The 13,820-nt window shown below is 70.3% G+C and carries 11 protein-coding genes; 6 read left to right on the top strand and 5 right to left on the bottom strand.

Annotation, left to right across the window (positions count from 1 at the left end; all coding sequences use genetic code 11):
- Window positions 1-39 precede the first annotated feature (39 nt).
- The 4 genes from ACX80K_RS08155 (at window position 40) to ACX80K_RS08140 (ending at window position 2,715) form a co-directional block, all read left to right on the top strand.
- Window positions 40-327, top strand: a complete 288-nt coding sequence (locus ACX80K_RS08155) for an ArsR/SmtB family transcription factor (RefSeq protein ID WP_459271326.1) — start codon at window positions 40-42, stop codon at window positions 325-327.
- Window positions 317-706 carry a VOC family protein gene (locus ACX80K_RS08150; RefSeq protein ID WP_459271325.1) on the top strand — a complete coding sequence of 130 codons (390 nt, stop codon included), beginning with the start codon at window positions 317-319 and terminating at the stop codon, window positions 704-706. The genes ACX80K_RS08155 and ACX80K_RS08150 overlap by 11 nt, the downstream gene beginning before the upstream one ends.
- Window positions 707-819: 113 nt before the next feature.
- Entirely contained in the window at window positions 820-1,659 is an 840-nt protein-coding gene (locus tag ACX80K_RS08145) for a helix-turn-helix transcriptional regulator (RefSeq protein WP_459271324.1), read from the top strand.
- Window positions 1,660-1,785: 126 nt separating this feature from the next.
- Entirely contained in the window at window positions 1,786-2,715 is a 930-nt protein-coding gene (locus ACX80K_RS08140; RefSeq protein WP_459271323.1) for an SDR family oxidoreductase, read from the top strand.
- A gap of 21 nt (window positions 2,716-2,736) precedes the next feature.
- Here the strand turns inward: ACX80K_RS08140 and ACX80K_RS08135 are convergent, their stop codons facing one another.
- From ACX80K_RS08135 to ACX80K_RS08125, 3 genes are all read right to left on the bottom strand, one after another.
- Window positions 2,737-4,566 carry an ABC transporter ATP-binding protein gene (locus ACX80K_RS08135; protein WP_459271322.1) on the bottom strand — a complete coding sequence of 610 codons (1,830 nt, stop codon included), beginning with the start codon at window positions 4,564-4,566 and terminating at the stop codon, window positions 2,737-2,739.
- Window positions 4,567-4,626: 60 nt separating this feature from the next.
- On the bottom strand, window positions 4,627-6,153 hold the full coding sequence (gene guaB, locus ACX80K_RS08130; protein ID WP_459271321.1) for an IMP dehydrogenase: 1,527 nt from the start codon (window positions 6,151-6,153) through the stop codon (window positions 4,627-4,629).
- Window positions 6,154-6,278: 125 nt separating this feature from the next.
- Window positions 6,279-8,345, bottom strand: coding sequence for an acyltransferase family protein (locus ACX80K_RS08125; RefSeq protein ID WP_459271320.1), 2,067 nt, complete (start codon window positions 8,343-8,345; stop codon window positions 6,279-6,281).
- 300 nt (window positions 8,346-8,645) lie between these two features.
- Here ACX80K_RS08125 and ACX80K_RS08120 point away from each other — a divergent pair, with 300 nt between their 5' ends.
- Window positions 8,646-10,280, top strand: a complete 1,635-nt coding sequence (locus ACX80K_RS08120; RefSeq protein ID WP_459271393.1) for a ribonuclease J — start codon at window positions 8,646-8,648, stop codon at window positions 10,278-10,280.
- A 275-nt stretch (window positions 10,281-10,555) separates the two neighbouring features.
- Here the strand turns inward: ACX80K_RS08120 and groL are convergent, their stop codons facing one another.
- Window positions 10,556-12,169 (bottom strand): chaperonin GroEL, encoded by a 1,614-nt coding sequence (gene groL / locus ACX80K_RS08115; protein WP_459271319.1) that lies wholly within the window; start codon window positions 12,167-12,169, stop codon window positions 10,556-10,558.
- 71 nt (window positions 12,170-12,240) lie between these two features.
- A complete protein-coding gene (gene groES / locus ACX80K_RS08110; RefSeq protein WP_055768411.1) occupies window positions 12,241-12,537 on the bottom strand; it encodes a co-chaperone GroES in 297 nt (98 codons plus the stop codon).
- A gap of 332 nt (window positions 12,538-12,869) precedes the next feature.
- Between groES and ACX80K_RS08105 the strand changes: the two genes are divergently transcribed.
- Entirely contained in the window at window positions 12,870-13,814 is a 945-nt protein-coding gene (locus ACX80K_RS08105; protein ID WP_459271318.1) for a siderophore ABC transporter substrate-binding protein, read from the top strand.
- Window positions 13,815-13,820 lie beyond the last annotated feature (6 nt).

Raw genomic sequence — 13,820 nt, 5'->3', positions numbered from 1 at the left:
CCCTTTACAGGTAAGTCCTCACTTGCCTATGGTGGGGGTGTGACGGACATCTACCGGGCGCTGGCCGACGAGACGCGGCGGGCGCTCCTCGATGAACTCCTGAACAGGGACCGGCAGACCCTGTTCGAGCTGTGCACGAAGCTCGCGATGAACCACGACCTCACGCCGTCGCGGCAGGCGGTGTCCCAGCACCTCGACATCCTCGAGGCGGCCGGGCTGGTGCACTCCGAGCGGAGCAGCCGCTACCGGTTCCACACCATCGACACCTCGCCACTGGCCGAGATCACCGACCGTTGGCCTCCAGGAAGGCGGAAGCATGAAGCTTGAAGCAGTGAGCATCTTCGTCGACGACCAGCAGCGCGCCCTCGACTTCTACACCGGGCGTCTGGGCTTCACCGTCTCGGCGGACATCCCGATGGGCGAGCATCGCTGGCTGACCGTCATCGACCCCGACCGGCCCGAGGCCCCCCAGATCTCGCTGGAACCGAAAGGGCATCCTGCTGTCGCCCCCTTCACCGAGGCACTGATCGCGGACGGGATCCCGTTCTGCGTGCTCGGGGTCGACGACGTCCGCGCGGAGTACGACCGCCTGTCCGCGCTCGGCGTGACGTTCACGCAACCTCCCACCGACATGGGTCCCGTCATCGTCGCGGTGTTCGACGACACCGTCGGCAACCTCCTGCAGCTCGCCCAGTCCGTCGGCTGACACCGGCCCCGCGGCACCACGGCCGGTCCGGAGGACGACGTACGGCGGGGTCCGGACGGATCACGGCTGAACGCGGCGGAGCGCAACTCACGACGGAACGGAAGGACGGCGCTGTGATCGATCGCGACGGGCTGGCCGTCTTCCTGCGCGGACGACGCGAGTCGCTGCAGCCGGAGGACGTCGGGCTGGGCCGGGGACCTCGCCGGCGCACGGGGGGCCTGAGGCGGGAGGAGGTGGCAGCGCTGTGTCACATGTCCACGGACTACTACGCCCGGCTGGAGCGTGGGACGGGGCCGACGCCCTCCGAGCAGATGATCGGCGCGATCGCCCAGGGCCTCCACCTCTCCCTGGACGAGCGCGACCACGTCTTCCGCCTCGCCGGACACAACCCGCCCTCACGCGGAGCATCCAGTGAGCACATCGGTCCCGGCCTGCTGCGCATCCTCGACCGCCTGCACGACACCCCCGCCGAGATCGTCACCGAACTCGGCGAGACGCTCCGGCAGACACCGCTGGGCGCCGCACTGCTGGGCGATGCCTCGACCCGGCGCGGTGCGGACCGGAGCCTCGGCTACCGGTGGTTCACCGACCCGCGCGTACCCCTGCCGTACCCGCCCGACGAACAGGCGGCCCTGTCGCGCCTCTACGCTTCGGGGCTCCGGGAGCTCACGACGCTGCGGGGCCCCGGCTCGCGGGCGGCGCACCTCGTGAACCTGCTGCTCGAGCAGAGCGAGGACTTCCGCACGGTCTGGTCGGCCCACGAAGTGGGGGTGCGCCCCCCGGAGCTCAAGCGCTTCGACCACCCGGAGGTCGGACCGGTGGAGCTCGCGTGCCAGACCCTCCTCGATCCGGAGCAGTCCCACCGCCTCCTCGTCTACACCGCCGCTCCCGGCAGCGACAGCTACGAGAGGCTGCAGCTCCTCGCCGTGATCGGCCCGCACCCCGTCGCCTGATGGGCCCGCCGGAGGGGTGGATCCGCGATCAGTGGATCCCCGGGCACTGGATGCCCGAGGGGCGGGACGCGAGCATGGTCGGGTACCGCTGGTGGACCAGCTCCCCGACCGGAAGGACCCGACCCCATGACCCGCATCCCCGATCTCCCCCTGCCCGACCTGCGCGGCAGGTACGCCGTCGTCACCGGAGCCAGTGACGGTATCGGCCGCGTCATCGCGGCGCGGCTCGCCCGAGCAGGAGCCGACGTCGTCATGCCCGTCCGGAATCCCGGCAAGGGCGAGGAGGCCGCGCGGCGGATCCGCGGCCAGGCTCCCGGCGCCGACATCTCGACCCGGGTCCTCGACCTCTCCTCGCTGGCGTCCGTGGCGGGTCTGGTCGCGACGCTCACCGCCGCGGGCCGTCCCATCGACCTCCTGGTCAACAACGCCGGCGTCATGACCCCGCCGAGCCGCCGGACCACGGAGGACGGGTTCGAACTGCAGTTCGGCACCAACCACCTCGGCCACTTCGCGCTCACGCTCGGACTGCTGCCGCTGCTGCGGGCAGGCCGGGCCCGCGTGACGCACCAGACGAGCGTGGCCGCGCGCCGCGGCCGGATCCACTGGGAGGACCTGAACTGGGAGCAGGACTACGACGGGATGAAGGCGTACACCCAGTCGAAGATCGCCGTGGGACTCTTCGCCCGCGAGCTCGATGCCCGGAGCCGGCGGGAGGGCTGGGGAGTGACCAGCAACCTGTCCCACCCCGGGGTCTCACCCACGAACCTGCTCGCGGCCCAGCCCGGACTCGGGCGCTCCCGGGAGACCGGGGGCCGCCGGGTGATCCGGCTCCTGTCCTCCCTCGGCATCACGGGGACCGTGGACAGCGCGGCTCTCCCCGCACTCATGGCCGCCACGGCTCCCGGTGCCCGGGGCGACGGGTTCTTCGGGCCGAGGCGCCTGGTCGGCGGCGCACCGTCCCGCCAGGACCTGTGGGCACCGCTGACGGACCCGGAGGAGGCCCGGAAGCTCTGGACCGAGTCCGAACGCCTCCTGGCCGCGCACGCCGTCCGCTGACGCGGACCTGTACGCACTGCCTCAGCCCTCCGGCAGCTGGCTCTCGAACATCCTGTAGTAGCGGCCGCGCAGCGCCACCAGTTCCCGGTGCGTCCCGGATTCGACGACGCGCCCGTCCTCCACCATGTACACGAGGTCGGCCTTCTCGATGGTGGCCAGCCGGTGGCTGATCGCGATGATGGTCCGCGAGCGGTCGGCGAAGAGCCGCGTGAAGATCCTGTGCTCGGCGAGGGCGTCGATCGCAGACGTCGGCTCGTCCATCACGATGAAGGGCGCGTCGCGGTAGAAGTTCCGGGCCATCGCGAGCCGCTGCCACTGTCCGCCGGACAGGCCGCTGCCCTTCCGTCCGCGCGGGTCCTCCATCCAGTTGCTCACGTAGTTGTCGTACCCGTTGGGCATCCTGCCGATGAAGTCCGCCGCGTCGGCGTCCTCGGCGGCCCGCCGGACCCGCTCGTCGTCGCGCGGGCGGTGGACGTCCCCGAAGTAGATGTTGTTGGCCGCGGTGGCGAACTCGTACCGGAGGAAGTCCTGCGACATGACGGCGAGATGCTGGTGCCAGTCGTCGATCCCGATCCCGCGCAGGTCCCGTCCGTCGAGCAGCACCTCTCCCCTGCTCGGCTGGTAGAGACCCGCGAGGACGCGCACCAGCGTCGACTTCCCGGCCCCGTTCTCGCCGACCACGGCGACATGCGTCCCCCGCTCGAAGGACATCGAGATGCCCTTGAGGACCTCGGCCTCGCCTCCCGCGTACGTGAAGTGGATGTCGCGGAGCTCGACGACGGCGGGGGCCGCGTCGAGCCGTCCGGGGGCTCCGGTGGACAGCGGGAAGTCCATGAACTGCTCGTAGTCCTTGAGGTTCGCGAGGTCCTCGTCGATGGAGCTCAGGGAGGAGACGAGGTTGTTGGCCGTGGCGAGCGCCCGGCTCACGATCTGCTGCACGTAGAGGAACTGGCCCACTGGCTGGGCCCGGGCGATGATCTGCCCCACGATCCACACGAGCGCCAGCAGCTCCGCCCCGTACTGCAGGGCGTCGGCGAGGAGCTGCTTGGGGATGTATCGCTTCTGGAAGTCGAGGCGCCGCTTCTCGTCGGCGTCGCGCAGCGTCGACCGCAGGTCCATGAGGTACCGCACGATCCCGTAGAGCCGCATCTCGGCGATGTTCTGCGGCTTCATCAGGTTCGTCTCGATCATGCGCCGCTGCCGCCGGGAGTCCACCTGCGTGTTCCAGTGCGCCATCTGCTCGCGGGAGAGCCTGAACTGCAGGTAGACGCTCGGGACGATGGCGACGAGCACGATCAGCGCGACCCACCAGCTGACCAGCAGCAGGGCCCCGATCGCGAGGACCACGGAGACCAGCTGGGTGAAGATCGCCGCGATGCGGTCGAGGACCCTGGCGTAGGAGTCGGAGAAGCGGCGGGCCCTGTCGTAGAGGTCCACCGTCTCCTTGTCGTCGTAGCGCCAGAACTCGAGCGCCAGGAACCTGTCGTACATGCGGTCCCCCACGATGGCGCCGACGCGGAAGCTCAGGACCTGCTGGATGTAGCGGTCCACGCTGGTGAAGGCGCCCCACAGCAGCCCGAGGACGGCGGTGACGATCACGTAGACGACGGCGGACCGGCCCGCGTCCTGGTCGCCCGCGTACGCGGCGGCGAGCGCCGTCGTCGTCAGGGCGGCGAAGTAGGTGGTGACGAGCGGCAGGACCGCGGAGATCAGCGACCCGGCGATCTTCATGGCGACGGCACCCGGCGACGCCTTCGCGCTCACCACCAGTACCTGCCCGACGGCGCGGGCGTACGGGCCGAGGCGGAGCTTCCGGCGTGCGACGACCTCGGGCTGCGGGAGTCCGCTCATGCCGGGCCCCCTCCCGGGCGGTGCAGGGTCACCGGACCGGCCGCGGCGCGCAGGACCGTGCTACTTGGAGCCGTAGTTGGGTGCCTCGACCGTCATCTGGATGTCGTGCGGGTGGGATTCCTTGAGGCCGGCCGCCGTGATGCGCACGAACTTGCCCTTGGCCTTCAGCTCGGGGATGGTCCGCGCCCCGGTGTAGAACATGGTCTGCCGCAGCCCCCCGACGAGCTGGTAGGCCACGGAGGCGAGGGGGCCGCGGTAGGCGACGCGCCCCTCGATGCCCTCGGGGATGAGCTTGTCGTCGCCCGTGACGTCGGCCTGGAAGTAGCGGTCCTTGGAGTAGGAGGTGTTCTTGCCGCGGGTCTGCATGGCACCGAGCGAGCCCATGCCGCGGTAGGTCTTGAACTGCTTGCCGTTGACGAAGATCAGCTCGCCCGGCGCCTCGGCGGATCCCGCCAGGAGCGAGCCGAGCATCACGGTGTCCGCACCGGCGACGATGGCCTTGCCGATGTCGCCGGAGTACTGCAGACCGCCGTCGGCGATGACGGGGACGCCTGCGGGGATCGCCGCCTTCGCGGATTCGTAGATGGCGGTGACCTGGGGGACGCCCACGCCCGCGACCACGCGCGTGGTGCAGATGGATCCGGGGCCCACGCCCACCTTGATGCCGTCGGCCCCGGCGTCGATCAGCGCCTGCGCGCCCTCGCGGGTGGCCGCCTGGCCGCCGATGATGTCGACGTGCGCCAGGGACTTCTCGGCCTTCAGGCGCGAGATCATCTCGAGTACGCCGGCGCTGTGGCCGTTGGCGGTGTCGACGAAGAGGGCGTCGACACCGGCCTCGACGAGGGTCATGGCGCGCTCCCAGCCGTCCCCGAAGAAACCGATGGCCGCGCCGACGCGCAGCCGGCCGTCGTCGTCCTTCGTGGACAGCGGGTACTGCTCGGCCTTGGTGAAGTCCTTGACGGTGATGAGGCCCCGGAGGACGCCCTCGTCGTCGACGAGCGGGAGCTTCTCGATCTTGTTGGCCGCGAGGAGGTTGATGGCGTCGTCGCCGCTGATGCCCACCTTGCCCGTGACGAGGGGCATCTTCGTCATGACGTCGCGGACCAGCATCCGCGGGAAGTCGCGTTCGAGCACGAAGCGCGTGTCGCGGTTGGTGACGATGCCGAGGAGGTGCCCGGCCTCGTCCACGACCGGCAGGCCCGAGACGCGGTAGTGGCCGCAGAGCTCGTCGAGTTCCTGCAGCGTGGCGTCGGGGCCGACGGTCAGCGGGTTGGTGATCATGCCGGACTCGCTGCGCTTCACACGGTCCACCTGGTCCGCCTGGTCCTGCACGGACAGGTTGCGGTGGATGACGCCGAGCCCGCCCTGGCGGGCCATGGCCACGGCCATGCGGGCCTCGGTCACGGTGTCCATGGCCGAGGAGAGCAGCGGTGTCCGCACGGTGATGCGCTTGGAGATGCGCGACGACGTGTCCGCCTCCGAGGGGATCACGTCGGTGTGGCCGGGGAGCAGGAGGACGTCGTCGTACGTCAGGCCGATGAATCCGAAGGGGTCGTGGGTCTCGTTCTGGCCGGACTGCTGGCTCACTGCTGCGCCTCTTTCACTGTCGCCCGATGGCGGTGGGGGTAGGGGCCTTCGGCGGGTACCACCCGCGGGCTCTGCCAGTCTAGAACCATCCGGGCAGGGGCCCTATTCCGGTGACAGTCCTCACGTCACCAGCCGAGCACGGCCGTGAGCCGCTCGGAGAAGACCGGGACCGTCGTCTCGACGTACGACTTGGACAGGTGGTCGTGGTCCATGAAGACGCGTACGTTCCCGATGATCCCGGAGCAGGTGGCCTCCGCGCAGACGAGGTCGGTGAGGTCGAGGTGCGTGAGTCCCGGTACGCGGGCGGCGACGGCGGCGAGGGGCGACGCCGGTGCCAGCACCTCCTCGACGGGCACGTCGCACACCGACGGATCCGCCGCGTTGCGCGCGGTGCACTCGGCCATGTCCTCCTCGAAGCGCGGGGTGTCCCGGAGTCCGACGACGGGGATGCCCGCATCGAGCAGGGGTGCGATGCCGGCCTCGAACCCCGCGGGCACCTCCTCCGCCGGCGAGCTCCGGGCCGTGCGCGAGCCGACGGTCAGGACGGCGTCGGGGGACAGCGCGAGGGCGTAGTCGGTGACGGCCTCGTTGAACGCCTGGCATTCCGGGTCGACCGTCCCGGGCGCGTCGACGAACCTGCAGTCCGGCCTGTGCACCGACACGGCGAGCCAGCCGTTCGCGGTGGCGACGGAGCCGAGGGCCGTCATCCACATCTGGGAATGCGAGTCGCCGAGCACGAGGACGGTCCGCTTCGCCGTCGCCTCGTCCCCCGTCCGGACGCAGGAGGACAGGCTCGGGTCGGCGGGCATCAGGGCCGCGGGACAGGGGCCGTCCACGGCCGCCCACTCCTGGCCGAGGCTGCTCGCCAGCGGTTTGACCAGGGCGTCGTCGGCACCGCGGAACTGGAACCCGGGATCGAGGGCGGCCGCGCCGGGATTGTCCGCGCGGGTCTGCCGCTCGACCGCCGCCTCCTGCGCCTGCACCCGGTACTCCCAGCCGGAGAGCGGCAGCACCACGAGGGAGAGGGCCACCGCCGCGACGAGGCCCGTGCGGCGGCGCTCCGCCGACGGCCACCGCCAGGACCGCACCGGCTCCTCGACGAGGCGCACGGTCAGGACCGCGAGCGCGAGGGAGGCCGCGATGACGGCGGCACCGTCGGGCAATCCAGCCGACGGCTTGTCCGCGACGACGAGCCAGACGACGAGGACGGGCCAGTGCCACAGGTACAGCGCGTAGGAGGCGTCGCCGAGGCGCAGGAGGGGCGCGGAGGACAGCCAGCGGTCCACGCCGGCCGGACTGCCCGTGCGGCCGGCGACGAGGACGGCGGCCGCGGCGAGGGTCGGCCACAGGGCGACGGAGCCGGGGAACTGCTGCTGCACCTGCAGGAGCACGCCGCAGGCGAGCATCATCCCCACGCCGGCCCAGCCCAGGACCACGCGCACCCGGACCGGCAGGACGAGGTACGGGAGCAGGAGCGCCACGAGCGAGCCGAGCGCGAACTCCCACAGCCTGGCGCGGGTGTCGAAGTAGGCGGCGGCCTGGTCCGCGCCCGTCTGCCAGACGGAGAACGCGAGCGACGCGACGAAGACGGTGCCGAACAGCACGAGCAGGACGGGCCGGACGCACAGGCGGGTGAGGGAGACGACGACGCCGGCCAGCGCGAACAGCAGCGGCCAGAGCACGAACACCTGCCCCTGGATGGACAGCGACCAGAAGTGCTGCAGCGGACTCGCCGCACTGGAGTCGAGGGCGTAGTAGTCGACGGCGTTGCCCGCGAGCTCCCAGTTCTGCCGGTAGGTCAGCGACGCCCAGGTCTGGTCGAACACGGACCTCCAGCGCGAACCCGGGAGGAAGGCGGCGGTCGCCGCGAGGACCGCGACGAGCACGACGGCGGCGGCGGGCAGCAGCCGCCGGAGCAGGCCCAGCCAGTAGGTCGCGAGGGCGAGCGGCTGCGCGGTCTCGAGCCGCCGGGTGAACGTCAGGGTGAGGAGGAACGCGGAGACGAGCAGGAACACGTCCACGCCGCCGGAGACCCGCCCGAGCCACACGTGGTAGACGACCACCATGCCCACGGCGAGCGCGCGCAGGCCCTGCACCTCGGGCCGGAAGCGGCGCCCGGCGGCACCCACCGCCGCGCTCACCGCCGTCCCGGCCGCGGTCGCCGGAGGGTCGGACTGCAGGTCGGTGGCCATGCTGGTCCTCCTCGGGGAGCGGGCGGTGCCGGGCGCAAACCTCCAGTTTAGCGGCCCGCCCGCCGCCGTCCGCCGCGTCCGCGGGCCACGGGGCCCCGCCTGGGCGCCGAACCCCGTACTCTTGGAGGAGTATCTTCCCCGAAACCAGGGGACCACCAGAACGGAATCGCCGGTGGCGCCGGCCTCGACGACGCTCGTCTGACGGCCGCTCCCCCGCCATTCCCACCAACGAGAGAAACCTGATCTGTGAATAAAAGACCTGCCGTACTGAAAGCACCACGCGAACTGGCCGCCGGAGCCATGCGCATCGTCGCGCTCGGAGGCATCGGTGAGATCGGCAGAAACATGACCGTCTTCGAGTTCGACGGCAAGCTGCTGATCGTGGACTGCGGCGTCCTGTTCCCCGAGGAACACCAGCCCGGCATCAATGTCATCCTCCCCGACTTCTCCTACATCCGCGACCGCCTCGACGACGTCGTCGCCGTCGTCCTCACGCACGGCCACGAGGACCACATCGGCGGCGTCCCGTACCTCCTCAAGGAACGCGCGGACATCCCCCTGGTGGGCTCGCGCCTCACGCTCGCCTTCATCGAGGCCAAGCTCAAGGAACACCGCATCACCCCGAAGACCATCCAGGTCAAGGAGGGCGACCGCCGGACCATGGGCGGCTTCGACCTGGAGTTCGTCGCCGTGAACCACTCGATCCCCGACAGCCTCGCCGTCGCCATCCGCACCGCGGCCGGCATGGTCCTGCACACGGGCGACTTCAAGATGGACCAGTTCCCCCTGGACCGCCGCATCACCGACCTCGCGGGCTTCGCCCGCCTCGGTGCGGAGGGGGTGGACCTGTTCCTGACCGACTCCACGAACGCCGACGTCCCGGGCTTCACCACGTCCGAGAAGGACCTCGCGCCGGCCATCGACGCCGTGTTCCGTACGGCGCCGCGCCGCATCATCGTGTCCAGCTTCGCGAGCCACATCCACCGCATCCAGCAGATCATCGACACCGCGCACCAGCACCGCCGCAAGGTGGCGTTCGTGGGCCGCTCGATGGTGCGCAACATGACCATCGCGGCGGATCTCGGCTACCTCAACATCCCGCAGGGCCTGCTCGTGGACTTCAAGAAGCTCGAGCGCAGCGACGACCACAAGGTGGTCCTCATCTGCACGGGCTCGCAGGGCGAGCCGATGGCCGCGCTGTCCCGGATGGCCAACAAGGACCACGCCATCCGCATCGCCGAGGGTGACACCGTGCTGCTCGCCAGCTCCCTCATCCCGGGCAACGAGAACGCCATCTACGGCATCATCAACGCGCTCACCGAGATCGGCGCCAACGTGGTCCACAAGGGCAACGCCAAGGTGCACGTCTCCGGCCACGCCAGTGCCGGCGAGCTCGCGTACTGCTACAACATCGTCAAGCCGCGCAACGTCATGCCGGTGCACGGCGAGTGGCGCCACCTGCGTGCCAACTCGGAGATCGCCGTCGCCACCGGCGTGGATCCCCGCAACGTCGTCATCGCGCAGGACGGCGTGACGGTGGACCTCGTCCGCGGCCGCGTCACCCTCTCGGGCAAGGTCGAGGCCGGCCTGGTCTTCGTCGACGGCGATAGCGTCGGCGGGATCACCGAGGAGGACCTCGTGGAACGCCGCCGCCTCGCCGAGGAGGGCGTCGTCACCGTCCTCGCGATCATCGACCCGGACAACGGGGACATGGTCGAGGCGCCGGAGTTCTTCACCAAGGGCTTCTCCTGCTCCGACGAGGACCTCGACAAGGCGGGCGCCGCCGTCGAGAAGGCACTCCGCGACGCGGCCGCCAACCGCCAGGGCGGCCGCCGCCAGGACCCGGAGGACATCATCGAGCGGGCCACGGCCAACTGGATGCGCCGCTTCTACAACCGCCAGCCCGTCGTGACCGCGATCGTCGTCGACGCCTGATCCGACCGTCGGACGAGGAAGCCCCGGTGCCTTTCGGCGCCGGGGCTTTCTCGTGCCCGACCGTCGAGGGGCGTACGGTGCGCGCCCCTCCGCCGGTGCCGGACCCGTTCGATCCCACTGTTCGCGGGTGCCGGGTGGGAATGTTCGAACACTCCCACGTCCCGAGGGTCAACGGTGGAATCGGCCGGCAGGTCCGGGCCCCGGACACAGCAGCACCCCGGCTCGGAGGAACCGGGGTGCTGCTGGATCAGGCACGGGGCGGGAGCCCCGGGGCCCTAGTGCGAGTGGCCGTGGCCCTCGTCATCGGAAGCCTCGGGCTTCTCGACCACGAGGGTCTCCGTGGTCAGCACGAGCGCCGCGATGGAGGCGGCGTTGCGCAGCGCCGACCGTGTCACCTTCACAGGGTCGATGATCCCGGCGTCCACGAGGTTCTCGTACTCGCCGGTCGCGGCGTTGAAGCCGTGGCCGTCCTCGAGGTCGGAGACCTTCGCGACGACGACGTAGCCCTCGTGTCCGGCGTTCTCGGCGATCCAGCGCAACGGCTGGGCGAGCGCGCGGCGGACGAGGCCGACGGCGGTGGCCGCGTCGCCCTCGAGTGCCAGGACGTCCGGGTCGGTGTCGAGCGCCTTGCCGGCGTGGACCAGCGCGGAACCGCCGCCGGCCACGATGCCCTCTTCGAGTGCGGCACGCGTGGAGGACACGGCGTCCTCGATGCGGTGCTTCTTCTCCTTGAGCTCCACCTCGGTGGCGGCGCCGACCTTGATGACGCCGATACCGCCGGCGAGCTTCGCGAGGCGCTCCTGGAGCTTCTCGCGGTCCCAGTCGGAATCGGTGCGCTCGACCTCGGCGCGGATCTGCGCCACGCGGTCGGCGACGTCGGACTCGCTGCCGGTGCCGTCGACGATCGTGGTGGCGTCCTTGGTGACGGTGATCCGGCGTGCGGAACCGAGCACCTCGAGGCCCACCTGGTCCAGCTTCAGGCCGAGGTCCGGCGAGACGACCTGCGCACCCGTGAGGGTCGCGATGTCCTGCATCATGGCCTTGCGGCGGTCGCCGAAGCCCGGGGCCTTGACGGCGACGACGTTCAGGGTGCCGCGGATCTTGTTGACGACCAGGGTGGAGAGCGCCTCGCCCTCGATGTCCTCGGCGATGATGAACAGCGGCTTGCCGGCCTGGAGCGCCTTCTCGAGCAGCGGGAGGAACTCCTGCAGCGAGGAGATCTTGCCCGAGTTGATGAGGATGAGCGCGTCCTCGAGGACGGCTTCCTGGCGCTCGGCGTCGGTCACGAAGTACGGCGAGAGGTAGCCCTTGTCGAACTGCATGCCCTCGGTGAGGACGAGTTCGGTCTGCGTGCTGGAGGACTCCTCGATGGTGATGACACCATCCTTGCCGACCTTCTCGAACGCCTCGGCGAGCAAGTCCCCGACCTCGGTGCTCTGCGCGGAGATGGAGGCCACGTTGGCGGTCTGCTGGCCGACGACCTCGCGGGCGTTCTCGAGCAGGCGCTTGGCGACGGCCTCGACCGCGACCTCGATGCCGTGCTTGAGCTGCCCCGGGGCCGCACCGGCGGCCACGTTGCGGAGGCCCTCCTTGACGAGCGCCTGTGCCAGGACCGTGGCGGTGGTGGTTCCGTCACCGGCGACGTCGTTCGTCTTGGTGGCGACCTCCTTGGCCAGCTGGGCGCCGAGGTTCTCGTACGGGTCGTCGAGCTCGATCTCGCGGGCGATCGTGACGCCGTCGTTCGTGATGGTGGGGGCACCCCACTTCTTGTCGAGCACCACATTGCGTCCGCGGGGGCCCAGCGTCACCTTGACGGTGTTCGCGAGCTTGTCCACGCCGGCCTCGAGGGCACGGCGGGCGGCATCGTTGAATTCCAACTGCTTTGCCACTGTTGGTTCCTTTCAGGAGTGGCGAGGAAAAGCCCCGACCGTTGCGGGCCGGGGCTTCTCCTCAGGGGGTACTACTTGACGACGACTGCGAGGACGTCGCGGGCGGAGAGCACCAGGTACTCCTGGCCGCCGTGCTTCACTTCGGTTCCGCCGTACTTCGAGTAGATGACGATGTCGCCCTCGGCGACATCGACGGGCACGCGGTTGCCGTTGTCGTCGACGCGACCCGGTCCGACTGCCACGACCTCGCCCTCCTGGGGCTTCTCCTTGGCGGTGTCAGGGATGACGAGGCCTGAAGCAGTGGTCTGCTCGGCTTCGAGGGGGCGGACCACAATGCGATCCTCAAGGGGCTTGATAGAGACCGACACTCGGGCTCTCCTTTGCGTTCGATACCAATGGAATGGGGGCCGTCGGGCTGGGCGTGAACCGTCGTCGCGGTGCCGGCGAACGCTTCCCTCGGGATTAGCACCCGCAGTGAGCGAGTGCCAACTCCGACTGTATGCAAGCGCTGGCACTCGGTCAAGGCGAGTGCCAGCTGGAGCGGTGGGACGGCCCCCTGCAACCGGGTCCCAACACAATAGGACATGCTTCAGTTGCGTAATTGCCGGGAGGCCCTCTACATTCGAGGGAGTAAGGCTATCCTTACCTCCGCGTCCTCCACCTCCGGCCCACCCGGCCCTTCCCCCACGGAGCTCATCCCATGGCACACGTGCGCCTCGCCGTCCTTTCCGCAGCTGCTGCGGCCACCCTCGCGCTGACGGCGTGCGGTGGTTCCTCCGAAGCTGCCGACGGGTCCGCGGCGACCTCGACCGTCTCCGTCGCGCACGCACAGGGGACCACGGAGGTGCCGGTGGATCCCGGGACGGTCTTCACGTTCGACCTCGGCGCCCTCGACACGCTGGACGCGCTCGGCGTGGAGGTCGCCGGTGTCCCGCAGGGGACGCTGCCCGCGCAGCTGTCGGCCTACGAGGGCGGGGACACCACGAACATCGGCTCGATGAAGGAGCCCGACTTCGAGGCGATCGCCGCCGCCGCCCCGGACCTGATCATCATCTCCGGCCGTGTCGCCGACTCCTACGACGAGCTCTCGGAGATCGCGCCGACCATCGACCTGAGCGTCGATGCGGCCGATCCCCTGGCGAGCTTCACCGGGCACACCGAGTCCCTCGGGAGGATCTTCGGCGCCGAGGACGAGGTGGCCGACCGCCTGGCGGCACTCGACGCACGGATCACCGAGACGAAGGACGCCGCGGCCTCCGCGGGCGACGGCCTGGTCCTCATGACCAGCGCGGGCGAGGTCACCGCGTACGGCGCCGGATCCCGGTTCGGCCTGATCCACGACGTGCTGGGCGTGGAACCCGCCGCCGAGGTGAAGAGCGAGGGCACCCACGGTGAAGCGGTCTCCTTCGAGTACATCGCCGAGATCGACCCCGCGCACCTCTTCGTGATCGACCGCGACGCCGCCGTCGGGGAGGCCGGCGCTGCCGGCTCCGCCGTCCTGGACAACGAGCTCGTGAACGGCACGGAGGCCGCGAGGAACGACGACGTCACCTACCTCGACTCCGCGAGCTGGTACCTGATCGGGTACGGCCTGAACAACCTCGACGCCATGGTCTCGGCCGTCCACGAGGCCGTCGCGGCCTGATCCTCC

The sequence above is a fragment of the Arthrobacter sorbitolis genome (assembly GCF_054510995.1).
Note: the sequence above shows the minus strand (reverse complement) of the source record. Positions and strands in the feature narration are given on the sequence as shown.